Source organism: Sporosarcina limicola, assembly GCF_014873855.1.
GTDB lineage: Bacteria > Bacillota > Bacilli > Bacillales_A > Planococcaceae > Sporosarcina > Sporosarcina limicola.
In genome coordinates, this window is record NZ_JADBEL010000042.1 from 1 (window position 1) to 25,675 (window position 25,675).

Here is a 25,675-nt window from a genome sequence, read left to right on the forward strand (position 1 = left end):
CGGAATAAGTATGAACAGCTGAAACCGACTGACTTTTTAACGCCGGCGTTGCGTAAATGTTTAAAGACCTCTAGTTCGGAAAAAACGGCGTTTAGTTCTTTTGGTAGTTGATTATTCTCATGGTTTTGATCTATCATGTAGGAAGCACCTCTTCTATTTGGTAGTGATTTCTCGTTAATCTCACTATACCAAAGAATGAGGTGTTTTTTTAGTCGTAAAATTGTCAACAGACCTATTGGTTTGACTACAAGGCTAGTGCAGTCAATTGATTAGGCTGTTTTATTGGGTGCGAAAGTTGAGTTAATAACAAATTACTTATTTAAATTCGATATGTTCTAATTTACCAGTTGTTAATTCATGTTCGCTGTAACTAAGATTCACAATCTTTCTCATCTCATTGTATTCCACGATGATCGTCTTTACTATTTCCTTTATCAGTTCAAATTCCGATTCATTAAAGGCCGCTGACATCTTTTCACCCTCAATATTTTTGGTTCCACCATAATTACTCCAAGCATATCTATAGGCTATTGCTAACTTCAATAATTTCGGGGAAGCATACTCACTATTTTTGATTATGTAATCACACAATTCTTTTTTATTGAAAGAAGTCATTTCATCATCTATAAAACGTATTTCTTCCGATAATTTTTCACCTGTGGAAGGGTGTCTTTGTTGTTTAATTTGAGTACGGTTTATTTCAATAAAGGGAAATTCCTCTAAACTCAATTCTCGAATTTTATGTTTTTTGAAGAAGAATCTTACATATTCCGACTGTATTACAATCCCATAAATCCTAGCATAAAGGATGCTATAGCGATTAAAGGCATAGTCATTTTCAAAAGTTAATTCTTGCGAAAAAAGTGCTATTTCCTTCTGAAATAGCACTTTTACTTCCTCTGTATTTCTAGTAATCTCTGCTATATCTTCTTTGGTAGCTAAATTTTTTCCTTTCTGGTCCATATAAGCTGGCAAATATTTTTTTATAAATAAGCCTAATAAAAACAAACCCACTACGTTTACTATCATTAATCCCCAATCCAAAACGGTCACCTCTTCTTTTAAAATTTACTGCGGTACCTTATTAGTGCTACTTTCGTTGTTTTTTAGTCATTTATTTCGATTTTCAAGGATTCTTCAAGGTTTGCATCAACAAAGTTTCGGATAAATCGGTCTTTCTCCAGGTGATTTTCTTCTGATTTACGGAACCATCTTTTTATAAGCCGTTTCTCTTCCTGCTCCAGTTGCCACAATGCTTCAGCTTCTTCCCTGAGTTTGATTTTAAGCCTGTGGACAGTCAAGAAGTCAGTGGTGTACTGGCTTCTTCTTGCTCCCTTTAGGGCATGATTCTCTTCGGTCACCGTCGCTAGCTGCTGTTGAAATCCTACCATCATTTCTTTCATCGAAATTACTGCAATATTGACGTTTTGAACGTTACGGATAAGGTCGTCTTGCTGATCTAAGTAACGTTGTACCTCGTCCAATCCCCTTGTTCCATCAGTTTTAAACAACGATACGGAAACAGACGGTGATTCACTACCCGTATCATCAGAAGTCCCATGACCGGCAACAACAACGTTAGCAGCCGCGACCCGACTCATTTTGGCAACCTCGATCAAATGTTTCATCTGAGAAAGTGCGTTTAAGTCCTTACTTGTGAAATCTCTGTTCTTCCCATCGTTACGCTGAAAGACGAATCCGCGCTTCTCTAATTCAAGACAATACTTACGTATCGTAACGGTCTCTAACCCCAATCTGCTGGCTATTTCACTGGTTTTCATGCTGGTATTGATAACGTTGTCCATATCATCACCCCTATGACATGTTCAACGTCACAAAGGCTTTTCCCTTCAATGAAAAAGAACCCTAAGATCGATACACGAAATATTAAAAGTAATAAAAGTAGAAATTTGCAAAGAAGAATTTTGCAAAGTGTTTTTCGTTAAGTTATACTTAGTTTATAGATTGAGAACTTGATATTAAGGAGATGAAAAGATGGCAATTACGATTGTAGTAGGGAATTTTAAAGGTGGCGTAGGAAAAACGAAGGTATCTGTCATGGCAAGTTGGGAACTAGCCTTTGACCGTAATAAAAAGGTGCTACTTGTAGATATGGACCCGCAAGGCAATGCGAGTACATTGATTGCACGTTCGACAGGAGTAACGGAGATCAATACAAGTATTTTTGAAGGCTTCCAAAATGGCTCGTTGAAGGAATGCATCGTCAAAATGACGGATAATCTGCACGTGATTCCTGCACAGGTATCCTTTAAAAATTTACCGAAATTCTTATATGCCAATGTAAAAGAAGAAATTGACCAAGTTTCGTACTTAAAGAAGCTCCTTGATCCGATTCGTGATGACTATGACTATATTTTCATTGACGTACCTCCGACAATCAGTGATTTCTCTGATAACGCGATGATGGCTGCTGATTACGTATTAATCATCCTGCAAGCGCAAGAACTATCGTTAGAAGGTGCTGAAACGTATATAAAGTATCTGCAATTCATGGCAGATAACTACGATGCAGATATCCAAGTCGCAGGTGTTCTTCCTGTTCTTCTTCGACCAGGTGGGCGTGTCGATATTTCTACGCTCGAACGTGCAAAAGAAATGTTCGGCAATGATAACGTCATGGAAAGCGTCATCAAGCACTTAGAACGGCTAAAGGCGTGGGATGTTACAGGGATTACGAATAATGATATGCATGATCGCAAAGCACATCAAGTTTTCTTAGATGTCATTGACGAGTTGGAAGCGAAACTGTCCCAATTCGAGGAGGCCGGTAAGTATGAGTAATGAAAAAGGTGGATTAATCAAAAAGAAAATGAAACCGACTATCATGCAGCCCTCTGTTCCTGTAAAGAAAAGTGATATGGACTTTGGCTATACAGAGCATAATAAGCAAAAGATCTCTACTCCTGTTACGCCAGCAGTAACACCTGAAACAACAAAAATCGCTCCACCTACACCACGAAAAAAATTAGGTGTCGGAAAGTCGAACAGTACCAAAAGTTTAAAAGTTCCTACTTTGATTCATAGTGAATTGAATTTACTCGGCTCCTTTATGGACGAGCATAAAACATACGTTATCTTGCAAACGTTAATTGATAGCTATGTAAAAAACGAATTAACAGATCGCCAGCAACGACAGTTCGACTTTATGGTTGAGGCATTTTCCGAAGACAATCAACAAAGGGATACCTATCAAAAGTAGAAATTTCTACTTTTGATAGGTATGGAATCATAAAAAAGAACTCGTGCACCAAGGCTGCATATTCTGCAGCCTTTTTAAAAATACTATCAAGAAAAGTGAAACTAGAATTGGTCTGTTACATCATATTCATAACTTATGTTAGCACTGACCTTTGTCATAGTTGATTTCGCTGAAGCTTTTGCATTGTATTTAAAGCTCCATTTGTCAGCAAATTGGCTGCTTAATATAAAACTCTAACTTTTAGGGGTCACAACAACAATCAAAGGGCATTTAGCATAAATGAATACGCCAATGCATTGCTACATATTCTTATAACACTAAAACGTGATTATAAATATTTTTTTAACTTAAACAGAGATCGATTCAATCGTGATTTAACTGTTCCCAAGCTAATATTGAGATCTTGTGCTATTTCGTTTAAAGTTAAATCCTTTTTGTATCTAAGAATAATGACTTGACGAAATTGTGGTTCTAATTTTGAAATCAATTGATTTGCAAATTCTTCATTAACTTTTTGGTCGATAATTTCCTCGACTGAATTTTTTAAGCATACTTCATTTTCTAGATTATAATCAAATACTAATCTTTCTCTCATTTTTTTTTGCTGAATATAAACATTAATTGCTGTATTACGAACAATTTTCTTAAGCCATGGTTTCAACTTTTCTTTATCCTCTAGTTTATGGTACTTCTCTTTCATCTTAATAAAAGAATCCTGTACTACATCTTCTGCCAAGTAACTATCTTTTGTGATGCTTAAAGCTATAATATATAATTTATTAGAATTGTACTCTTCATGTAAAATATATTCTAATTGTTCTGTAATATTTAACTTGTTCTGCACACATATGATTCCCCTTTTAAAGAGATTAAATTGACAATTGGTGTTCCACAAGTTCTTTATAAAGAGAATGTTTTTCTAATAACTCTTTATGATTGCCAGTTCCAGTAATTATACCTTCTTCTAATACTAGCAACTGGTCTGCATTTATAACTGTAGCCAACCGATGAGCAATGAGCAATGTTGTTCTGGACTTCATCAATGTTTCTAAAGCTTTATGAACGAGTTTTTCCGAGGCGCTATCCAGATGGGCTGTAGCTTCATCAAGTAGTAAAATTTCTGGATCTCGAATCATTGCCAGCGCTATTGCTAATCGCTGACGTTGTCCTCCCGATAACCGAATTCCACTTTCACCGACTTCCGTTTCATATATATTAGGTAAAGATTCGATAAAATCTTTTAAATCTGCATGTTTAACATTCCTGTTAACCCACTATTCCGAAAATTCAAATTTAATCTATAGATTAAATTTGAATTTATTGTTCCCGACATGACAGGAGAATCCAGAGATACATAAGCTATTTTATTACGCCATTCAAATAAAGATATGTCATATATAGACTTTCCTTTATAAGAGATGTTTCCTTCAGTAGGTTTATAAAAACACTCTATCAATGAAAAAAGTGTTGTTTTTCCTGCGCCACTTGGACCAATAAAAGCAGTTACTTGTCCAATTTTCACCTGAAAATTTAGTGATTTTAGAATTGATTTATTTTCTTTATAAGAGAAAGAAACATTACAAAATGATAGTGTATTATCTATATCATTTATATTATTTTGATATTCAATTCTAGGCGTATTATTTTCTACGTCTATTAAATGAATTTGATCTAATCGTTCACTTGCACCCAAGGCTTTTTGCATTTCAGTGAAAATTTGGTTGTTTAATAGACCTCAAAGTGTCTCCGATTTTTTAATGATGGGAATATTTCAGAAAGATTCATTATAGGTAGCCAAGAATAACCAGATGTACCAATATCATTGATTACCAAAAGCACCCCTGAGGATCCTGAAAAAATATCTCCAGAAAGTTTAAAATTATAGTTACCAGGAATAAAATACGAACCCTTTTCTTCAAGGATATGCAGATTAATAGTTTCTAACGCTTTATTAACGTAACTACTATCTTCTTTTAGATTAAGTTCAATATCTATAGCATTTGCAGAAGAGATCATTCCTGCTAATCCATGGAATAGACCTGAATTGTAAAAACACTTAGATATAGTTGCCATTCCGATGCCGTGTAACTCATTATTCCATTTTTCATATCCAAGTAAATGACGCAGTTCAATCATGGCAAGACCTATTCCAGCACTGCCTCCAGACAAATAAGGGATAGCACGCTTTTTTTCATCCTCTGCTTGAAATAAACCAGTTTGTCCAATAAATGAACAATTATTTATATCCTTTTCCAGAGTTTGTAATGATAAATCCAACCACATATCGTCCTTAGTATATCTATAAAGCTTACTAAAAAATAAAGATACCCCAGACCACCCATCAATAAGACCGATAGGAATAGGATCAAATTCATTTGGTCTAACTGCGACATTTCTTTCAAAAAGACTCTTTAATTTATGCCCTATTGTTATTGAGTTTTCTAAAAATGATTTGGAATTGTATGTGATAGATGCAGATAATAAAGCCAAACCTATACCTGATAATCCTGAACGAAGAGAGATATCTTCACTGTCAGTTTCACTCGGAATTGATTCAAAAATTTCTCTCGAACGTTTTGTCATTCCAATTTCATAAAGTACACCAGCAATTCCAGACTTCCCAGTAAAAAGGCCATTATCGAGTTTACTTAAATATTGTTCATTACTATACTTAAAAGCCCATTCTCTAGCCTTATCAGGTAAGGATCCGGTACGTTTTAATGCCATAACCACCCCAAAACCTCCTGTTAGGATATTCAAAAGCCCACCAGAGGATTCATATTGACGAATATCTCCGGGAAGAAGGTTTATGTCTTCGCTAAGATCCTGAACAATCCCTTTTCTCAGGTTAGAACTAATGTGACTGACATCGTTTTTGTTCAAATATTTATTGGGTACAGAAAGAACACTATCAACTGCTTTTGCTGATCGGATTTCACATTCAAACTCAAAATATTTTATCAATTCAACTACTTTTTCACCAAAATGCTTTTGGATCCATGTATCATGTTTACTAAGTATATCTTCGGCTAAATCTTGGACTGACCCAATGGGAATAAACATAAGCCTAGCAATACGTAATAGAGCAAACCAATCCGCTTGTTCTTTGGTCAAACCGGCATCCCCAGTAAATCCCAAGGTTATCAACCCTGAAGGTGTAGCATCATTAATACTACCTGCAGATTCAAAATCAATAAGCTTAATGTTACCTGTGTCAGTAATAATCACATTGGATGGTTGCAAATCTCCCATTCCAATACCACGTGAATGAATATCTTGTATAGCTTTCTTTATTTGATTTAATATAGGAATGGCCATATCACCGTATTCCATATTATTACTATTAATAGAGGCAGGATAAGATTCTGCTAACCATGTATTTAGTGTTTTACCAGGAACATATTCTTCAACCATAAACTTATGTTCCCACTCTTGGAAAATATCTATATACTCTACAACACTATCCAATCCTTTTAAACGCTTAAGAATTGCAGATTCATGATTTAAACGTTGTATTGCATCTCTTCCCTTCGCATCCAAACCTGCACTTGGTCTTCCCTCTTTCAAAACAACTTGCGTTTCTGAATGCTTATTGTCAGCCAAATATACGCCGCCACCATTACTAAAATGCAAGACTGATTTTATATCGTACTTATTTAAATGAGATTCCTCTACCATCTGTTTCCTGTCTTGTTCCTTAGTCATTTCTTGAATTACCCTAGGTTCCTCAACAAAAAAAGGGATCTGATATGATGGGTCACGATGATCGTGAATAAAATCTCCAGACGGAGTTTTTATAACTGCGATCTTAGTTGCTCCATCCCAATTATACATCTCTTCAAATGCTCCGTACCTAAAATATACATTCCCATCAAACCATCGTTTATCACTAAGAATATATGGACCTTTGGGTAGCTGTTTTAACATACTGTGAAGATCATTCAAAAGGAAAATAAATTGATTTTCATTTTTCGGATAAATTGTCATAAATTTACCCGACGATCCCCTATGTGCATTCTTAGAATCTTTATACATCAACTCCCTAAGTGTGGAAACATATTTAAAAGGAACGTTGTTTTTTAAAAGATAAGATGATGCTAGATCAAGTGTTTTTTTGGCATTATCTGGAACCGCGCTAATGTGTATTTTCCAACCTTGAATGGGTAAAGAAGCATTAGCTGGAAAACAATAAGTCCAGTGATCATCAGATCTAGTCTCCCAATCTTCCGGAATATCAGAGACTACTAAATTGATTGTGTTAATTGATTTTGAAGGACGGTAATATTTTTTATCACCATGAATATATTTCATATAACGTATATCTATTTTGACCCCTCCGTTATTAATATTGTATTTGAAATTCAAATTCCTAACACAAAACATTTATTCTATTAACAGTCAACTTATAATGCGCTTACATTTTAAAACATATACAGAAAAATCTATATATTAAATCTACTTCATAGTACACGAACTATATTATTAAATCAATACCTTACGAATGTAAATATTTGATAATAATTAGAAAAGGTTCCCAATACATGAAAAAAATCATGTGTTGGGAACCTTTTATTCTTTCTAACTGTCATTAGTATTGAAGGGTACATATCTACAATTTAAAAATACCCTGAAAAATAACAATTTAGAAAGGAGGGATTTTCAATGAATAATGTTTTAAAACTACAAAGTCGTGAAGCAGTAAAGAACGCCGTACAACCTTTATGGAGTGGCCTTAGTCTTTTTATCTGCCGATAATTTGTACTAAGAAGTAGAGTTCATCCTGACAACTTTTGCAATCAGTTGTCAGGATGATCTTTTTATTTCATTTACAAAGGAGGGATTTTCAATGAATAACGTTTTAAAACTACAAACTTCCGAGTCATAATCCTTTAAACTTTATCCCTGTACTAACCGACTTTAAGCTATTGTATGATTTATTATGTGCATTCTATACATTACGAAAAGCTAGGATATACCAAATAATATTAGCAATTAATGTTGCTGTGCAAAGGACAATTACTACTGGTGATGCGGAAGCACTTCCGAATATTGAACTCATAATAGAAAGACCAATCACAATTGTAAGAGATACAAATATTCCCATTCCACAAAATATTGCCATAATATATTTCATTGCATGAATCCCTGATTTGTACAAAATTAAAGGGATGATATACAGGGCAAGAAATATAATGATATCTATCCATAGACGTACAGAATTAATAATATTAGGTTTCCATTCGGACAACGGGGGTAAGATCGAACTAAAAATATACATGCTACAAAATAATATTGCAGATAACAATGTTATTATAACCAAGCTTTTTTTCATTTATGCTCCCTCCTTGACAAAAATTATATTACAGATTTCCCGAGCGAGAAAGCCCACTACAACTGCTCTCCCTTTAGACGCGGGAGTCTCAAACTTAAATTATATAAGGTACATTTTCATAAGTTATAATACGTATAATTTCATTTGCGTTGTTTTTATTTTCAATAGATTTATTGGATTTGGTAGTATCTTTCTGATACATTATAATTTCTCTTTCCTTATTAGCCTTTGAAGGGATTTTCTTTGTTCTCCAACTACCAAATTTCAGCTTTTTGATAAAGTCCTTGATTTATTTATTATTTGTAGTTGTTGTGATGATACTTGAATCTGTTAATGATATTACTTCAATCGATGCAGATTTATCAAAATTATTAGTGATTTCTTTCTCTTGTGATGTTGCTAAATCCCAAGAGATAAATTTAAGATGAAATCCTAATATTGCTGTTCCAACTGTCCCAATGATAAGAAAGATTAAAGTAACTATAACTATTTTTCCAAGTATTGCATGCTTCATCCTTATTCTCCTCTCACTCTCTTCACGATTTGGATATTCATTTGTAAATAGCGCAATATTAAAATATAGGACCATCGAGCGAAATAGGTTGTTCCAATAATTACTAAAACACCAATACTAATCGGTATCATAATATTAAAAATACCTGCTACCAAATCGCTGCCAGCATTTAAGAATACTTTAAACCAAATAAGAATTGGGAAAATAATCAGACAAGGTGCTGCTAAGTAAAGACTGAAAATGATTGAAAAAGGGATTATTATCAATGGTATTGTCACACACATATTGAAAAGCCCTAGTGCTGAATATTCAAAAATTGCTCTTGAGATATTACTTATTGATCGATTTTCTTTAGCATATGTGATATAAAAATCTGCTGATAAATCTTTCGCAATCGCTTTCGGTGATCCAAGTGATTCTACCGTTTCTTTCTCTGTTTCTCCATTGACTTCTGCTAATTTAAAATGTTCTTGATAATCCCTTAAAATTTCATAGCGTTCTTCTTTAGGGATCTTACGTAAAAACCCTTCAAGTTTCGTTAGGAATTCCTGTTTCGTCATTCTCTAATCCCTCCTTAATAATACGGTATACCCCTTCGGAAAATGATTTCCATTCTTCTAGTTGCTCTTCCATAAAAACTTTCCCTTTATCTGTAAGATGATAATATTTTCGTGCCGGTCCCTCTTGTGACTCGATGATGTAGGTTGAGAAATATTCTACTTTTGTCAGACGTTGTAACAACGAATACACCGCACCTCCTGATATGACAAACTTATCAGAAATCTCATTTACAAGTTCATATCCGTAACGATCCTTATGTGCTGTTAACACTAAGACACACAATGTCAGTACGCCTTTTTTAAATTGAACATTCACAATTATTTCTCCTATATTTATATTTCAGGTACATAACATAGTATAATACCTGATTATAAACAGCTATTATACTATGTTATGTACATTAACATTAAATGGTACTTATTACAAGCATTTATATAATTTTTTATTATATCACGTCTGTTGATTAACCAGATATAGGTAATCCCCTTTCGGCAGATTCCCTTATCCTAGATTGACTAACTGTTTTTTTCACTTGATCAAAAAACCATTTTACTAACACAAACACACTCAATGAGATGAAAAGTTGCGTAAATACTGCATTTTTAGAGTTTCCAAATAGGATAGGCAGATTCAAATAGCCTTTGATCCAATGGAAAAAAGATTCGATAGCCTATCTCGCTTTATACATGTTGGCAATTCCCTCTGCACTTACGTTCATCACATTTGTAACGACACGAATACTATGCTCTTCATGATCGCAGAAAGTGACGACGCGATAACGGTGGATGGTACGCGATTGCTCCGTTTCGACCTGGCACGTCACATCGCCGAGCACATTCGAATCGAGCTGTTGGATTCATTTAAGTGAGCGTGGTTGATGTAGTTCGACATTGTCACGCAGGCGAATTACGAAGAACTGCTTCTGGTCTTTGAACTGGTCGAACCGGGCGTGCTTGCCATATGCGCGGTCTTGGACAAGGATAAATGCTTTATTCGCAAGGGATTCGCCTGCTGGACCATCGTGGTGCAGTCCACCCGTTTCTTTCACTTCAAGTGGCATGCCGGTTTCTGATGTAAAGGACACATGCAGTTTAATGCCAGATCGTTCACCATGAAAAGGCGCCCAGGGTAAGCGGTTCTTACCAACAGTGATTGTCGTGGAATCCACAAGGAGAAGAGCTTGTTTGACTACTTTTGTTCGGCGTTTTGCCCGATTACATTTACTAATTAGCAGATGAAAAAGGTCCTTGAAAATTTCATAGGGAACGTCAGCGGCCTTTTTACTAACGGTTGAATAATTGACCGGCGACAACCCGACAGATGCCATCCCGGAAACCTGCCCATTTTTCAAGGGCTGCTGCCACTAAGAAATCGAGAAGATCTTCGTACTGATGCTTTTCCACAAGCTCCATCAATTCTTCTGGTGAAATCAGGGTGGATAAAAGCTTGGATATTATGTTAAACTGCTTCATAGAGGACACCTTTCCTGTATACCGATGTTGGTTTTATCGCTTTACAACGTAACAGAAGGGGTGTCTTTTTTCTATGTTTTTATTGGAAATAACTAGCTAATCAACAGACGTGTTATTATATAAACAAAAGAGATCGTCTCGATGATACCCTCTTAGCTTTTGAATAATATGTTAACAGAGGAATTCCGTATTTGACCTCACTATCATCCCATCACTAAAGAGGGTGCAATCGCACCGTAATGGGCTTTCTCATAACCACAAACATACTCATTAAAAACTAAATATTCATCCTTTTTCTTGTCCTTATCTTCAATGATGGTAAGACCGTGTTCTTTTGATATATTGTATATTATGATTAGCCCCCAAAAAGGTCAAAACGTCATTATCAATACCGTATATAGTTGATGCTCATTCAAACAAACCACCATATGCTGTGTTTTTAAACTGCTTTTTTCAGCAAAATACCTTTTTGGGTTTCAATCATATTATCTGCTTAGTTTAATTGGATTAATAAAACCGTCCCTTCATGGCTTTATGGGAGTGTCAATATTTTTGTGTAAATGACAATTCAACCTTTTCTTATAGACCATCACTTTTTGTTTTTTCTTATAGCTTATTCGAAGGAGTGATTTTTTATTCTTTTGTTTCAAACATCTCAACTAGCTCCGCGCGTGCTTGATCGAAACCGATATGGCATCGTGTGGCGAAGCGTTGGTTGTAATCTTCGAACTGGGAAACAAGGAAGCGTTCGAGTGATTCTTCGTTCGGAAACTGCTCTTTGCGCTTTGTATATTTCTTGATTTGCTTGTTAAGAGACTCGATTAAATTCGTTGAGTATATGCTTCGCCAAATTGATTTCGGAAAGCTATAGAAGGTAAGGAGATGGTCATTTGTGGCGAGTGATTTTGCCACCTTTGGGTAAGATTTTTTCCACTTGGTACCTTGGTGCAATTCGCTACATGCATGACATGAGTCCAAACGTCAAACATAACCTTTCCGATAATAAAGGGCTGAAAGATACATTTTCCATCCTATTAGAGAAACACCCACAGTAAAGGGAGATAGAGCATGGACAGAACGTGATTATAACGATTGAAGCAGTTCGCTCGAGAAAGGGTTGAAGACGACCGGAGGGGCACCGAAACAGCAGCTGATGTGCGGGACGTGATGCAGTTGGCTAGGACAATGGGGTTGAGGGTAACCGAAGCCGTTGCAATGAGCAGGTCACAAGTAGAACAAGCATTGAAATCTGGGGTTTATCAAGTGAAGAATGAAGCGGAAAATGGGAAATGGCGACAAGTTCCGTTATCTGCTCAAGGTCGACACGTGATGGAAAGTAGGATTCAAAACGTTCCGAGAGGTAATCGGCTGTTTATTCGTCCTGGTGAGAAAACGCATGCAGCAGTGAATCGTGTCGAAAAGTTCCTGCAAAATAATCGTCTACAATTCGAAACGGCCGAAGGTCGAAAAAATCGTATGTATCATGGATCCCGTAATGTCAATAATGAAAACTAACAAGTCCCATAGCTTGCCGTCGCATTGAACAATCAAACAATCTTGAGTACTGTTAAGTTATCATAAAGTGCGTGAGAAAATTTGGTGCGACCCTCTGACGACGATACCGTTGTCGGTTAATGCTAACTAGACGGTGGAGAAGGTTGAGCTGAAAGACTGAGCAACATGGCAAACACGGTAGGCATTCGCCTAATATCAAAAAAATTCAAATTCAGCATTTGAAGATACAACTCGAATTCGCCTAGGATTCGGGTTGTTCTGATGCACTTTTTTAGCTTGATCCATTAAATTATCCATGCAATCATGGCGCAAATATTTACCATTTCTAATGCTGCCTTCGTCAATTTCCTTTCTAACTAACGATAACGTCGTTTATCAATAAGGAGGACAAGAAATCTCCCTGGTTAAATTATTAAAAATTAATCGGACAAAACATCAATGATTAAATTTTAAACACTATCTACAACGCATGTAATTATTATGCCCTGAATTATTCACGCATGTACGCGAAATCGTGAATTTAGCTAGAATTCATGATCACGTATTTTGATTTTGTAAATCTATCATCTTTTGTGGTCCCATAAATGCTTTTTTCATTTTGCAGCGTAGGATATCGCTATTTTGGGCAGACTTCTCCCTTGGTTACTATTCACTTTACATAAAATGTATATCTTTGTACTTATTCTATTTTTAGTTGTTGGATTCGGGTGAGGATATTCCAAAAGAATTTCTGATACACGAAATTGGATGACAATTTAAAATAAAGAGACCGTCCAGACTTCACTAATTTGCTTGCGACTTTCACGATCCGTTTTCGAATGGTCTGAATCTGCATTTGTTTTTGTCCTTCTGGAAAGACTAGCGTACGCAACCAATTGGTGAAATTATAAGCAAGTAGACTTAACGTCATCTTCGCTTCGTTCACTTGGAAAGAGTGGCTCGTCATGTTATCTAACCCAAAACCATTTTTGGATTCTTTTATGTAGTTCTCCAACGTCCCTCTTTTTTGGTACGTACGCACAATGGCTTCAGGCGTAAATGACTCCGTTAAATTGGTCACAAAGAATGAATGAGTAAAGAACAATTCACCTGCGGGACGAACAGATTGAATCACAACTTTTCTTGGTTTATCCCATTTTTTTGCTTGATACATCGCTTCCTCAAAATAGTATTCAGTCTTTTCGCTATCAGTTGGTGCAGTGGAGGGACGGTATTCCTCCGCTAGTCGTTGTAAAACGGCATTTGATTTTAAGCGGATGACATAATAAACCGATTCCTTTTCGCAAAGTGTATACAATTCAGGGACCGCAAAACCACTGTCCCCGCGAATAAATGGCGTTGTCTCTGGAAAGTGCTCATTATAATGTTTGATCAACGGCTTGACGAAATCCACGACACCATTGGAAGTGTAGACATTTCCAGGGCGTAGCTGGGCTTTCAAAAAATCGCCGGTAACACCGTCAAAAGCAACTAAGGGATGGAAACCCACAGTTCCATAATGAGTATTGTACGCAATTGATTCTTGGTTCCCATAAGCATCTGCATGCGTGGAATCCAAATCAAAAATGATCGCTGTAGATTTTCTGTGATGATCGCAATAGGTAAGGCTTTGAAATTATCGCCACCTTTTCCCCTGCTCCACACCGTACGTGAAACTTTCGCTTCATACGGCGTTCCATCTTAATCTGCTAGAATAATTTCAACCAAATTACACTTCTTACGATATTTGTTTAGTTTCTCAAGCTGTTTTCCATTCAACTTAAGTTCATGCATATATCGTTCAATCGTTTCGTCTGTTATTGCGTGAATCAATCTATGAACAGATTGATTCACTATCACCAGGTTTTTAAATTCATCCGTTCCACCTAGCGACTTAGGCAGTATATGGTGACAATGCACATCATAGCTATAAACAAATTCTCCCGTTACTCCACATACACCTTTTTGCATTGAATACTTTGAAATCCTGTTATCTGTATATTCTACAGTTTGTCCTTCATGTGTATTCAACAACATTAGTTGCAGTTCGCGAGCTATGTCACCTTTTATTGTTTGATGTATACTTCTACCTTCTGGTGTATAATTACAGATATTCTGACCAAAGTTCCTGTTATTCACAGTCTTTATATCTGCAATAGGGTGCAGATGTATCCCCATGATTTCAAAGGTTTTATAGTTATTCTTATTGTATAGTTTATACGTTTCTGATGGCTTTCTAGGAATACCATATTTCCCTATATATTTTAAACGATTGTACAGGGTTCGAGAAAGTCGATAGGCAATTTCAGCGAAGTCGATATTGACATGTGTTGCCGTTTTGTAGTAGTTTTTAATTCCCATTACGTAGCTGTTATAATGATTTATTGTTTTAAGGGTTGGGTCTTTTTGTATTTTTTTGATTAGTTCCCTAGCCTTATTCAATAGTTCATTTTTCTTATTAGAAGCTACATGCGTTATAGCTACATGTTTTTTGTTCTTTCTTTTAGCTTTTAACGAGAAACCAAGAAATTCAGATTTACTTTTCCTGATGTTTGTAACTTTAGACTTTTCAGGGGAAATTTCCAAATCTAAATTATCTTTCAGATATTTCCGGACTGCATGATAAACTTTATAAGCTGATTTGTGATTTCTTGTGAATATTTTAAGGTAAGTAGACCACTGGAACCTCCCCAGTAGTCCCTCTCAGAACCGGACGTGAACCTCTCAGCTCATCCGGCTCCCATTATTCAGCCGTAGGCACAATACCTATATCCCAATGTTTAAAAAGTCTGGGATTTTGTTTCGCAATTCTACCTAGAAATTGTTCTGCCTTTTTCTTGTGGCGAGCTAATCGTTTATATTTTCTTCTCGCCCATATTATTAAGGCCTTATTTATATGCCTTAACGAAGCATACATTTCAGATTTATAGAACTTGCCATAGTAATTAATCCAACCTTTAATTGCCGAGTTAAACATCTTTGATAAGTCCAAAAGCTCTTTATCTGCCTTTAATTGCAGTTTCCATTCTCTCACTTTTTGTCGAATAGATTTCTTCGATTTATTACTAATGGCAGGTGTGAAGTTCACAAAATGTTTTCCCCACCTGTTCTTCGACAGCCTAGGTCTGAACGTGTACCCTAGAAAATCAAACGCTATGTTTTCATAGTGCCCTTTTCTGTCTGCATCCTTACAATATACAATTTTCGTTTTGATGGGATGTAGTTCTAGTTTACATTCGTTCATTCTCAGATTAAGCGCTTCGTGCAATTTCTTTGCTTCATCCTCTGTCTTGCAGTGGATGACTGCGTCATCTGCATATCTAGCAAACGGATTGTTCGGATGATAAATAGCCATCCACTTATCAAACGTGTAATGGAGAAATAGATTTGCTAATACAGGACTTATGACACCACCTTATGCAAAGCTTCGCATAAGCCACCTTGCGGCGCCCCTTCTGTTGTTTCGATATATATATCTTTATCAAGAATACCTGAGCGAAGAAATTTCCAGACCAGTTTCAGAATAATCTTATCTGCTATGAACTCCTCCAAGTACGCATGTACTCTCTGATGATGTATCGTATCGAAATAACTCTTTAGGTCGCAATCCACTACAACCCGATATCCTTCCCCGTAGTATTGCTCCGCCAACTTTATGGCTTGATGAGCGTCCCTGCCTTTTCGGAAACCAAAACTGTTCTCCGAGAATTCCGGGTCAATGATTGGTTCAATGACCTGTAGAATAGCTTGCTGCACTACTCTATCCAGCACTGTCGGGATTCCCAAGTTTCTTTTAGACCCATCAGATTTTGGTATGGCAACTCGTTTGACTGGTTGAGGTTGGTAGGTACCGTCCTTCAACTTCCTTTTAAGAGGTTCGAAGTATTTTTCCATGTGACCTTTTAATTGATAGACGGTAATGCCATCAATGCCAGGAGCACCTTTGTTACTTCTCACTTTTCTGTATGCACTCCAAAGGTTGTCGTCTGCAATAACTTTATCGATTAAGTTGATACCATCTTGTTCTGTCATATCCATGTCGACATCCCTACGCACTCCTATATACCCTTCGGTTTCCAACCTAGCTCTCCATAGGCAGCCATCTTTCGGTCTATACCGCGATGTTTTCTGCGTTTCGGCGGAGATGTCTACACCTCCCTGTTTTCCAAGATTTAAGATTGTTCAGTCCTTCATTTCCGAAAGGAAACTACTATGACGTCTGCTGACTTCTCACGATAAATCTTTTTCAACCGAGTTTCACTCGTCCGTGAGACCTCCCCGGGTAAGGGCTATAACCTTCCTCCCATGTAACTGCTGTATTTACTGTATGGAACTTGTGCAGTATTGGATTTCGTTATGTTTAGCAAACTCATCCATTCCAATTCAGCCTTATATACAGTTTCTGTCCGTCAGTTCGGGATTTTTCCGCCGGCTTCCTTCAGATTCCACCTCGCGATGGACACCCTTGCCTTAAGCTAATAGTTCCTACTGCCAAGCCTGTAGTGGACTTTCACCACCAAGTTATAGCCCATGCCGGGCACACTAAAAACTATAAATCCCGGTGTGACGGGATTTATACGCTCTTAAGACGAAAGTCGGGTTAGGTTAACTGGAGTTGCAATCGGTACAGTTGTCACAATTGGAAGTGCGCCCGTTTTTTCTGGAATCATTGAATGGCTTTTAGTGAAACGCCGACCGACACGGGTGTGGGTTATGGCAACTGCGCTTGCGATTATCGGCTGTGCACTGCTCTTTTTAAATAAAGATGGAATCGTCGTCAATCCAGTAGGTGTCACGATGTCACTTGGGGCAGGGTTATTGTTTGCTTTTTATACCCTTGTCAATAAAGAGGTACTCGGAAAGGTAGCTGCTGTACCTGCCGTTGCGGTTATCTTTTCAATGAGTGCAATGATGCTGCTACCGTTTTTATGTTTATTCGAAACGGAAGGGCTTATGACGGGGCGTGGCATTTCGGTCGTGTTATACCTTGGGATTGCAACGACGAGTATTGCGTATATTCTTTTCTCAGCAGGGTTGAAACGAATTCCATCGTCGTCAGCAGTCACGTTGTCACTTGCCGAACCACTTACTGCTGCAATATTGAGTGTGTGTGCTTGTTGTTGGTGAGCATTTAAATGTGACAGCGTGGATGGGTGTTGCGCTGTTGCTTGGTGGGATTCTCGTGTTGACGTTGAGTGGGAGGAAGCAATTTTAGAAAGGAACAAACAGGAAGCTCTATAGGATTCCTGTTTGTTCGTGATTTTGCCATTTGGAATAAAGTCTTGTAGCGATAAAGCCTGCCAATATGAGTATTGTTGCTAGTAATCCACCTTCCAAACCAAACGCGCCGCCTGTTAACCAATCACGTCCTTCAGCTATTTCCACGCCATAGATACCATTCGGTGCCGTGCCGCTTACCGCAAATCCATAGACACTCCCTTGGAAATAATTCCACGTAATATGATAGCCGATTGGTAGCCAAAGACTGTTTGTACTATCAAACATATAGGCGAATAAAATCCCGACCAACGCAATATTGACTACTCCTAAAATACTTACATTCGGATTTGCACCGTGTGCGACGCTGAAAATCACAGCGGATGCTACATAGATCACCCACTTTTTATTCCCTCTGCTAGCCATTGAGGACATAATATAGCCTCTAAAGAACATCTCCTCGAAGAAGCCAACGAGAATAAACAGAATGAAAAAAGAAATCGTGAACACTGAAAACTGAGGACTCGACAATGAATTCATAAGTGTAACATTGGCAGTTGCCATTAATACACTAAATATCACGGTGATTGATATTGCCCCAAGGAAAAGCCCAAACCATAAATCTTTTAAAGACCCTCTAAAGCCCAACTGTTTCATAGTTCCCTTATTTATAAAACGCCATAACAAGAAAGTAATTAGGATTCCACCGGCTGTACCACCGCCTTGTACCAATAGGTAAATCCATGGATGTGAATCCAGAGCAGTTAGTACATCGAAATAACCAGACTCTCCACTAAAAGATGCTTCTGCGAAAATCAATAGAAATATACCAGAAAGTGAAAATAGCTGTTGAACAATTAGCATGGCAGCAAAGGTTAGTAAAATCAGCCAGCCGGCTCTAACTTGACCAGATCGATTCTTAAACATCTTATCCCTCCAATTAGCGAATGATTTCACACCAAATAGTCATGAGCATGGGTTGTTTGGCGCGGTTTTGCACGCCGAATAGCTGCGAGTAGTAGAAGAAACGTGATATCCATAATCATAGCGCCACTCAGAAAAAACGTTATTTCACAAAATATTCCTCATTCTATTCATTCAAGTATACCAAACAGCACTCTTTTTCGCATTAGAAAAAACCCTCTAGTTTAATCGGTTTAGTTACTCACTAAATTCGATATAGAGGGTGTTTATTGATGTCCTACGGGTATTTAACGGTTAATGGGCTTTATTCAATTTGTTAAGATTTCCTCACATTATTCATAAAATATACGTTTTGTTAAGGTAGTTATCACATGTGTTGATTAACCAAAAGTAGACAGTAAATAACTTGATCAAATAGGTTCTCCGTGCATGGTAGCTTTTGGATTGCTTTGGATTGAACGACTTCTATACGATCACTTTCTATCTTTTGTGTGCCCGGCATGGGCTATAACTTGGTGGTGAAAGTCCACTACAGGCTTGGCAGTAGGAACTGTTAGCTCAAGGCAAGGGTGTCCACCGTGAGGTGGACTCTGAAGGAAGCCGACGGCAAAATCCCGCCGCCTTTATACCAGTCACCGAACGGACAGTAAACAGGTTCCCTCCGAACTCATCCTGAGTTAACGACTCCCCCTCAGTTTTGATGACAATTATACGCTTTCGATACTTCATCAGCGGTTCAATGGTTTTCGTCTCCCTAATACCTACCTGACAATGTCTTGCATTGCCTTTTCCCCTAACGCTCAATTACCATAGCTTTTGACTAAAGCACCTTAGGGCGGTTTGCAATCTCTACCTGTATAGCGATTGCGAGAGGCCTTCTCTCATCTTAAGTGCAGCATAGCAGACGAGGTATGCTTCTCAAGCACACTTCGTTTGCTTTCGTGGCACACAATCGTCCGCATACCGGGTAATACGATGCCCACGTGCGGACATGATTTCATCTAGTGGATGGAGATAGATGTTTGCCAAAAATGGGCTAATGACACCCCCTTATGCAAAGTAGATGATTATGCAAAGTAACCGAAGAAAACCTTGTATTTACGGGATTTCAATTTGACTTACTTTGCATAATAATTTCTGAAGATAGCTGGTATCTAGCCCCTTAAAATAAGAAAAGCACTGTAATTAGAGCTAATATGAGCAATTTGAATATATTTTCGTGATTATTTGAGTGGGAAATCAAATGTATTATGCAAAGTAAATATGAGCTATATCCATTAGCAATAAGACTTTGACTGTTTTCTTTGCATAATTACTTACTTTGCATAAGGTGGTTTATGCAAAGCTTCGCATAAGCCCCCTTGCGGCGCCCCTTCTGTCGTCTCGATATAGATGTCTTTGTCAAGAATGCCCGAGCGTAAGAATTTCCAGATCAGTTTAAGTATTATTTCATCTGAAATGAAATATTCAAGATATCCTCTTACTCTTTGGTGATGAATCGTGTCGAAGTAACTTTTTAAATCACAGTCTACTACCACCCAATAGCCTGCTTTGTAATATTCTTCGGCTTGTTTTATGGCTTGGTGTTGACTTCTACCTTTCCGGTAGCCATAACTACTATCCGAGAAATGCGGGTCAATAATCGGTTCGATGATTTGAAGAATAGCTTGTTGCACTACTCTATCTAATACACATGGAATCCCCAGATTTCTTTTTGACCCATCCGCTTTTGGAATGGCAACCCTTTTAACCGGTTGTGGTTGATAGGACCCATCCTTTAGCTTTTGTTTCAGGGGTTGGAAGTGTTTCTCCATATGCCCTTTTAGTTGGTAGACTGTGATTCCATCCACTCCTGGAGCACCTTTGTTTTTCCGTACCTTTTTATAGGCTCTCCAAAGATTATCATCTGCAATAACCTGTTCGATTAAGCTGATACCATCCCGTTCTTTCATATCCATACGACATCCCTACACACTCCTATGTACCCTTTTGTTTCCAACTTATCTCTCTGGCAGCCATCTCTTTGGCAATTGCCACGATGTTTTGCTGTGCTTAGGCGGTGATGTCTACACCTCCCTGTTTTCCAAGATTTAAGATTGTTCAGCCCTTCATTTCCGAAAGGAAACTACTATGGCTTCTGCTGACTTCTCACGATTCATCGAATTATCACTAATCCAATTGTTAATTGAATAACCCTCGCGAGACCTCCCCGGGTAAGAGTAATCACTTTCTTCTCATGTAACTGCTATATTTACTGTATGGGATTCGGGCAGTATTGGACTTTGTCTTGTTAAGCAGACTTATCCACCCCAATTCAGCCTTGTATATAGTTTCTGTTCGTCAGTTCGAGAATTTGCATACGGCTTCCTTCAGATTCCTCCTCGCGAGGGACACCCTTGCCTTCTGCTAACAGTTCCTACTGCTAAGCCTGTTGGACTTTCACCACCTAGCGATTACCCATGCCGGGCACACTTAAATTGATTATTGCGGACATCCGCAATAATCATTACCAGAGCAAGAGGTCGCCAAGGTAGTCGTCCCAAAGTAAATGAAAGAGAACTAAAAAAGGCTATCAACTTATATAAATCTGAACAATATAGCGTCAGTGAAATTGTCGAAACTACAGGAATTGGTCGCGCTACAATTTATCGTTATTTAAAACAAGAGTAGCCCAACATTTAACGATAGGCATGCTTTTATTTTTTGTCCATTTTTCCTTAACGTTGTAAATCCGCATTTTTCTGAGGGGACCCCTAATAGAGAATATATCTACAAAACCACCGTTATATAGACGATTTAAACAGCCTACTCAAATCAATGTTTGAGTAGGCTGTTTTTAATTGTTTTTGTCTATTTACTCGTCTATAATAGATATTACATAAAACGTATGGTCATAGACTTTTGGGAGTGATTTTATGAGTAGAATTATCGGCTATGCCCGTGTCAGTACCGAGGATCAAAATTTAGACTTACAAAAAATCGCTATTGAAAAATACGCAAATGAGCAAGGAATGAATCTCGTCCTGTATGTCGAGAAAATATCAACGCGGAAAATGGACCGCAGCGAGTTAAATCATGCACTTAAAGCAGCTGCTCCTGGTGACCGCTTCGTTGTATATAAACTAGACCGGCTTGCCCGCAGTACAAAGGAGCTTTATCAACTAACAGACGAAATGGCAAAACGACAGGTTGATTTCGTTAGTATTCATGATAGCTTTGATACAACTACTCCAACTGGACGTGCCATGTTCGGGATGCTTGCCGTCTTTGCCGAATTCGAGCGCGATATAATCCAGCAGCGTACAAAAGCTGGGCTGGAGGCTGCTCGTAAGCGTGGGCGCATCGGTGGACGACCTGCCATAGATCCCGATACGAAACGTCGTATTGCGAAGTTATTTCAAAGTGGAGAAAGTGCATCAGACATTGCAAAAGAGTATGAGATTGGTCGAAGCACAGTTTATAAGATTTTAAAAGAAAAACAAGTATAAATCATTGAACGTCGCTCATCCTATTACCGAAATATAAACGAAATGTCTATTCCGTTTATATTTCGTCCCGAATAGTATATAATATAAGGGACGAGGTGATGAAAATGAAACGAATATCTGTACAAACTGAAATAGAAAAGGCAATCCAACAACTAGAACAAGGTTCACTCATTTCCGCACAGGACTTTTTAGACATTGGGAATTATGAAGCTGTCAAAAGAGCATTGTCCAGGTTAAACAATGAAGGTAAATTAACACGTGTATTACGAGGTTTGTATCAAACACCTAATTACAATACGTTTCTTAAAAAAGATATTGGAGCTTCTCCAAATAAAGTAGCAGAAAAGTTTGCTGAAAAATTTGGTTGGACGATTGCGCCTGCTGAAGACACTGCATTAAATGAACTCGGTTTATCGACACAAGTACCTGCTAAATACACGTTTATTAGCGATGGTCCAACGAAGAAGTATACATTGGACAATGGGATAGACATTTATTTTAAACATAAAGCAAATAAGGAAATATCTAAGCTATCCAAAAAAGAAGCAATTGTCATTGAAGCCATTCAAACAATTTCACAAGAGAAAATGAATGACCAAATTCGCAAAAAATTATTCAACACATTGAATGAAGATGAAATGAATCATTTGTTAGAACAAGGGAAATCCATGCGCTACTGGATATACGACGAATTGAAAAATATGCAAGATGGGCATAATTACTTATGATTCATATCGCCAACCAATCACCTAACGATCGTTCAGCCTTATTCCAATACACAGCAGTCGAGTTAAAAATGAGCGAAGCCATTATAGAAAAAGACTTTTGGGTTTGTTTTATGCTAGAAGTATTGTTTGAACAGAGCCCTTTTAAGGATTATTTCGCTTTTAAAGGAGGCACAAGTCTTTCAAAGTCCTTTCAATTAATCGAACGATTTTCTGAAGACATTGACCTTATTTTGGATTGGCGAAAACTAGGTTATGGCCGTACAGAGCCATTAGAAGATCGCAGCAATACAGCACAAGATCGATTTAAAAAAGAAATCAATACAAAATGCGAAGTGTTTTTAAAGGAAACCTTTATTCCAAGGATGCAAGGCATATTAAAAGAGCTATGCCCTAATGAACAGTTCACACTTACGATTGATAAGATAGATCCGCAAACGGTCCTAGTTGGATATCCTAAAAATTATGAAGACGCGTCAATTGTTAAAGAAATTCGTTTAGAAATCGGACCACTTGCCGCATGGACACCGGTTTCGTCTTATCCCTTACACGCTTATGTGTATGACATCCCCGATTTACCGTTTGAAAAAAAGACGATTACAGTGCCAACAGTAGAAGTGTCCCGTACGTTTTGGGAAAAGGCGACCATTCTCCATGCAGAAGCACATCGACCAGAAACGAAGTCACTCCCTGCAAGGTATTCACGTCATTATTATGATGTCTATATGATGCAACATAGTCCAAATATAAAAGCTACTATCCTTTCACACAAGTATTTATTAAAAAAGGTAGTCGATTTTAAAAAGCGTTTTTATCGCTTGAATTGGGCTGAGTATGACAAAGCCCTGCTCGGAAACCTTGTTTTGGTCCCAACGAATGTAGCTACTATTCGCGGTTTACAAGATGACTATACTAGCATGAAAAATATGATTTTCGGTGAATATCCAACATTTAAAGAAATTTTAAACGACTTAACAAATTTGCAGGAAGAACTAAATAAGATGTTATAGTTCTCACTGCACAGAGTTGCCTGCACTCATCAGGATATAGTATAAATGCTAACTACTGTAGAACTTCATGCTGTGAAATCAATAGAAAAAAGCGATGGTTCAATTACGGACCATCGCTTTTTCTATTCGTACAACATATAAAAAACACCTGGTGACCAAACCAGGCGCTGTACTACACACAATTCCTACGTCAAAAATCTTACCATCTTCATTGTATTGCATTAAATGAAGATTTCAATGGATTACTTCCATTACTTTCAAAGTACTTATCAATTATTCAAATGCATTACACCTTTTGAATTAGAGCGTTACCTCACTTATTTTGAGAAGATATGCGCTGTTGTAAAGTTTTTATTTCCACTTGCAACTTCTCCTTCGTTTCCTCATGTACTTTGCGAAGAGCTGCCATTTCATCATACAGTTTACGTACTTCCTCGTTATGCTGACGTTCTGCTTCTACCACTGCTTTTTCACGCTCTAATTCCTTACGCTCTGTAAGAAGGGATAAATCTCGTTCATGGTTCGCTTTAGCTTGTTCAAAATCCATTCGCAGTACACGTATTTCCTCGGATACCGTTTGTTTCTCTTGTGATAGCTCCGATATTTTTTCTTCAAATCCAATTCTGTCAATATTTTCTTGCCTCATCCACTCAGCCTTCTCAATTTCAAAGTTCCTTTTTAATGTTTCATTTTCCTCTGCATATCCTTGATACTTCGTTACCAACCCACTTAATGTATCGTTCTTATCCTTATATTCACTAATCAACGCTTGATTATTTTCGAGCATCGTTTGATTGATCAAAAGTTTTTCTTCAACTTCTTTAACCTGTTCCTCAAATGCTTGAATTCCTTCTGTTTTCGTTGCCACTTCCTGTTTGAACTGTTGGTTTTGTTCCTGTAAATCAGTAATGATAGCTTCTTTACTCTCTAGTTTTTCAGCCACTTCCTTCACAGCATATTCCTTTAAATGAACCGAACGTTGAATCATGTTGACGATTAGTTCATACATGCGTGTCGTGTGATGCTCCAGTTCCGTCAAATCTTGTGTATAATCGGATGATCCTTGCTTAATAGCATTCATTTCGTACAGTGCAATCGCGCGTTCAAACCATTCTTTACTACTTGTACCACTTGATTCAATGACCTCTCGCACTTTTTCATACATTTCCTCGCTAACTTTCACACCAAATGTTTTATCCGCCATTTTCTTCTCCTCCATTTGTTAACCTTTAAACATTGAATTACAGGTGGTTAACCTGATTCCTATGGTTAACCATATTATATAATATATTTTCTGTTTAATCAATTTTCCAATTCGCCACCTTGCTGGCAAGGTGGCGCGATTTCTTTATATTTGCATGAGCAAAAAACGTACAAGTTGTACGTTTTTGCCTTTTAAGTTTTTTACATATAGCCTTTTTCCTTCAACGATAAATACTTTGTTTCGCTGTAACTACTTAGGTAGGTCTTACTTATCAGAAGGTAAACTTCCCACATTGGACTGCTATCAAAGAAGAAAGTACCCCGCGATTCTGCTTTCGAAGTGTAGAGACAAAGCCTCGGATTCGGGCGAATTTTTTTGCGCCTTTGACTGTTCGAAAGGATCCTGATACTTTCTGTTTTACCTTCATCATTCGGACATCTCGTTCGGCCAAACTGTTATCAAAAGGGACACGGTCATCTCGAATAAACCGCAGAATGGCGGTTTTGTGATTTTG

Annotated in this window: 27 protein-coding genes and 5 pseudogenes; 8 read left to right on the forward strand and 24 right to left on the reverse strand. The window is 37.6% G+C overall.

Going from position 1 to position 25,675, the window contains the following annotated elements; all coding sequences use genetic code 11:
* The 3 genes and pseudogenes from H4683_RS22545 to H4683_RS19720 all read right to left on the reverse strand — a co-directional run.
* Positions 1-137: pseudogene (locus H4683_RS22545) on the reverse strand (IS4 family transposase); the annotation flags it as partial.
* Positions 138-315: 178 nt separating this feature from the next.
* Positions 316-1,044: a hypothetical protein gene (locus H4683_RS19715; RefSeq protein WP_192600545.1), complete on the reverse strand. Its 729-nt coding sequence runs from the start codon at positions 1,042-1,044 to the stop codon at positions 316-318.
* A 62-nt stretch (positions 1,045-1,106) separates the two neighbouring features.
* Positions 1,107-1,805 (reverse strand): MerR family transcriptional regulator, encoded by a 699-nt coding sequence (locus H4683_RS19720; protein ID WP_192600546.1) that lies wholly within the window; start codon positions 1,803-1,805, stop codon positions 1,107-1,109.
* A 190-nt stretch (positions 1,806-1,995) separates the two neighbouring features.
* Here H4683_RS19720 and H4683_RS19725 point away from each other — a divergent pair, with 190 nt between their 5' ends.
* Both H4683_RS19725 and H4683_RS19730 read left to right on the forward strand, forming a co-directional pair.
* On the forward strand, positions 1,996-2,802 hold the full coding sequence (locus H4683_RS19725; protein WP_192600547.1) for an AAA family ATPase: 807 nt from the start codon (positions 1,996-1,998) through the stop codon (positions 2,800-2,802).
* Positions 2,795-3,220 (forward strand): hypothetical protein, encoded by a 426-nt coding sequence (locus H4683_RS19730; protein ID WP_192600548.1) that lies wholly within the window; start codon positions 2,795-2,797, stop codon positions 3,218-3,220. The genes H4683_RS19725 and H4683_RS19730 overlap by 8 nt, the downstream gene beginning before the upstream one ends.
* A 101-nt stretch (positions 3,221-3,321) precedes the next feature.
* On the opposite strand, the pseudogene H4683_RS21635 reads toward H4683_RS19730, so the two are convergent.
* The 13 genes and pseudogenes from H4683_RS21635 to H4683_RS19785 form a co-directional block, all read right to left on the reverse strand.
* A pseudogene (locus H4683_RS21635) lies at positions 3,322-3,429 on the reverse strand (hypothetical protein); the annotation flags it as partial.
* 119 nt (positions 3,430-3,548) lie between these two features.
* Positions 3,549-4,064: a sigma-70 family RNA polymerase sigma factor gene (locus H4683_RS19735; RefSeq protein WP_192600549.1), complete on the reverse strand. Its 516-nt coding sequence runs from the start codon at positions 4,062-4,064 to the stop codon at positions 3,549-3,551.
* 25 nt (positions 4,065-4,089) lie between these two features.
* Positions 4,090-4,356: a hypothetical protein gene (locus tag H4683_RS21825; protein WP_239027752.1), complete on the reverse strand. Its 267-nt coding sequence runs from the start codon at positions 4,354-4,356 to the stop codon at positions 4,090-4,092.
* Between the two features lie 15 nt (positions 4,357-4,371).
* Positions 4,372-4,452, reverse strand: a pseudogene (locus tag H4683_RS22255) (hypothetical protein); the annotation flags it as partial.
* An 8-nt stretch (positions 4,453-4,460) separates the two neighbouring features.
* Entirely contained in the window at positions 4,461-4,925 is a 465-nt protein-coding gene (locus H4683_RS21640) for an ATP-binding cassette domain-containing protein (RefSeq protein ID WP_192600550.1), read from the reverse strand.
* Positions 4,926-4,945: 20 nt separating this feature from the next.
* A complete protein-coding gene (gene lanKC, locus H4683_RS19750; RefSeq protein ID WP_239027749.1) occupies positions 4,946-7,531 on the reverse strand; it encodes a class III lanthionine synthetase LanKC in 2,586 nt (861 codons plus the stop codon).
* Between the two features lie 637 nt (positions 7,532-8,168).
* Positions 8,169-8,552 (reverse strand): DUF5391 family protein, encoded by a 384-nt coding sequence (locus tag H4683_RS19755; RefSeq protein ID WP_192600551.1) that lies wholly within the window; start codon positions 8,550-8,552, stop codon positions 8,169-8,171.
* 289 nt (positions 8,553-8,841) lie between these two features.
* Positions 8,842-9,066 carry a hypothetical protein gene (locus H4683_RS19760; RefSeq protein WP_192600552.1) on the reverse strand — a complete coding sequence of 75 codons (225 nt, stop codon included), beginning with the start codon at positions 9,064-9,066 and terminating at the stop codon, positions 8,842-8,844.
* Between the two features lie 2 nt (positions 9,067-9,068).
* Positions 9,069-9,626, reverse strand: coding sequence for an HAAS signaling domain-containing protein (locus H4683_RS19765; protein ID WP_192600553.1), 558 nt, complete (start codon positions 9,624-9,626; stop codon positions 9,069-9,071).
* Positions 9,595-9,942, reverse strand: a complete 348-nt coding sequence (locus H4683_RS19770) for a helix-turn-helix transcriptional regulator (protein ID WP_192600554.1) — start codon at positions 9,940-9,942, stop codon at positions 9,595-9,597. Before H4683_RS19770 ends, H4683_RS19765 begins: the two co-directional genes overlap by 32 nt.
* 541 nt (positions 9,943-10,483) lie before the next feature.
* On the reverse strand, positions 10,484-10,954 hold the full coding sequence (locus H4683_RS19775; RefSeq protein ID WP_192600555.1) for a transposase: 471 nt from the start codon (positions 10,952-10,954) through the stop codon (positions 10,484-10,486).
* Positions 10,911-11,099 (reverse strand): hypothetical protein, encoded by a 189-nt coding sequence (locus H4683_RS19780; protein WP_192600556.1) that lies wholly within the window; start codon positions 11,097-11,099, stop codon positions 10,911-10,913. The genes H4683_RS19775 and H4683_RS19780 overlap by 44 nt, the downstream gene beginning before the upstream one ends.
* Before the next feature lie 633 nt (positions 11,100-11,732).
* Positions 11,733-12,035 (reverse strand): annotated as a pseudogene (locus H4683_RS19785) (transposase); the annotation flags it as partial.
* 156 nt (positions 12,036-12,191) lie between these two features.
* On the opposite strand from H4683_RS19785, the gene H4683_RS19790 reads away from it, so the two are divergent.
* Entirely contained in the window at positions 12,192-12,614 is a 423-nt protein-coding gene (locus tag H4683_RS19790; protein ID WP_192600557.1) for an integrase domain-containing protein, read from the forward strand.
* A gap of 679 nt (positions 12,615-13,293) precedes the next feature.
* Here the strand turns inward: H4683_RS19790 and H4683_RS19795 are convergent.
* From H4683_RS19795 to H4683_RS21650, 4 genes and pseudogenes are all read right to left on the reverse strand, one after another.
* Positions 13,294-14,199: pseudogene (locus H4683_RS19795) on the reverse strand (IS1380 family transposase); the annotation flags it as partial.
* A 95-nt stretch (positions 14,200-14,294) separates the two neighbouring features.
* Positions 14,295-15,179: an HNH endonuclease gene (locus H4683_RS19800; RefSeq protein ID WP_225942252.1), complete on the reverse strand. Its 885-nt coding sequence runs from the start codon at positions 15,177-15,179 to the stop codon at positions 14,295-14,297.
* 157 nt (positions 15,180-15,336) lie between these two features.
* The gene (locus H4683_RS22050) at positions 15,337-15,948 is read right to left on the reverse strand and encodes a group II intron maturase-specific domain-containing protein (protein ID WP_275403102.1); all 612 of its coding nucleotides are present in this window, start codon (positions 15,946-15,948) and stop codon (positions 15,337-15,339) included.
* A gap of 47 nt (positions 15,949-15,995) precedes the next feature.
* Positions 15,996-16,673, reverse strand: a complete 678-nt coding sequence (locus tag H4683_RS21650; protein ID WP_275403103.1) for a reverse transcriptase domain-containing protein — start codon at positions 16,671-16,673, stop codon at positions 15,996-15,998.
* Positions 16,674-17,306: 633 nt separating this feature from the next.
* Between H4683_RS21650 and H4683_RS19810 the strand changes: the two genes are divergently transcribed.
* On the forward strand, positions 17,307-17,720 hold the full coding sequence (locus H4683_RS19810; protein WP_225942253.1) for an EamA family transporter: 414 nt from the start codon (positions 17,307-17,309) through the stop codon (positions 17,718-17,720).
* 108 nt (positions 17,721-17,828) lie between these two features.
* On the opposite strand, the gene H4683_RS19815 is transcribed toward H4683_RS19810, so the two are convergent.
* Positions 17,829-18,737 carry a CPBP family intramembrane glutamic endopeptidase gene (locus H4683_RS19815; protein WP_225942254.1) on the reverse strand — a complete coding sequence of 303 codons (909 nt, stop codon included), beginning with the start codon at positions 18,735-18,737 and terminating at the stop codon, positions 17,829-17,831.
* Between the two features lie 1,313 nt (positions 18,738-20,050).
* The gene (locus tag H4683_RS19820; RefSeq protein ID WP_225942255.1) at positions 20,051-20,692 is read right to left on the reverse strand and encodes a reverse transcriptase domain-containing protein; all 642 of its coding nucleotides are present in this window, start codon (positions 20,690-20,692) and stop codon (positions 20,051-20,053) included.
* Between the two features lie 526 nt (positions 20,693-21,218).
* Between H4683_RS19820 and H4683_RS19825 the strand changes: the two genes are divergently transcribed.
* From H4683_RS19825 to H4683_RS19840, 4 genes are all read left to right on the forward strand, one after another.
* On the forward strand, positions 21,219-21,404 hold the full coding sequence (locus H4683_RS19825; protein WP_225942256.1) for a helix-turn-helix domain-containing protein: 186 nt from the start codon (positions 21,219-21,221) through the stop codon (positions 21,402-21,404).
* A gap of 245 nt (positions 21,405-21,649) precedes the next feature.
* Complete coding sequence (locus tag H4683_RS19830) at positions 21,650-22,222, forward strand: recombinase family protein (RefSeq protein WP_192600558.1); 573 nt, start codon at positions 21,650-21,652, stop codon at positions 22,220-22,222.
* A gap of 104 nt (positions 22,223-22,326) precedes the next feature.
* The gene (locus H4683_RS19835; protein ID WP_192600559.1) at positions 22,327-22,950 is read left to right on the forward strand and encodes a DUF6088 family protein; all 624 of its coding nucleotides are present in this window, start codon (positions 22,327-22,329) and stop codon (positions 22,948-22,950) included.
* Positions 22,947-23,957, forward strand: coding sequence for a nucleotidyl transferase AbiEii/AbiGii toxin family protein (locus tag H4683_RS19840; protein ID WP_192600560.1), 1,011 nt, complete (start codon positions 22,947-22,949; stop codon positions 23,955-23,957). The genes H4683_RS19835 and H4683_RS19840 overlap by 4 nt, the downstream gene beginning before the upstream one ends.
* A 313-nt stretch (positions 23,958-24,270) precedes the next feature.
* Here H4683_RS19840 and H4683_RS19845 read toward each other — a convergent pair whose 3' ends face one another.
* On the reverse strand, positions 24,271-25,161 hold the full coding sequence (locus H4683_RS19845; protein WP_192600561.1) for a hypothetical protein: 891 nt from the start codon (positions 25,159-25,161) through the stop codon (positions 24,271-24,273).
* A gap of 271 nt (positions 25,162-25,432) precedes the next feature.
* Positions 25,433-25,675, reverse strand: a 243-nt coding sequence (locus tag H4683_RS21655; RefSeq protein ID WP_192600562.1) for an IS66 family transposase, incomplete at its 5' end; no start/stop codon positions are given.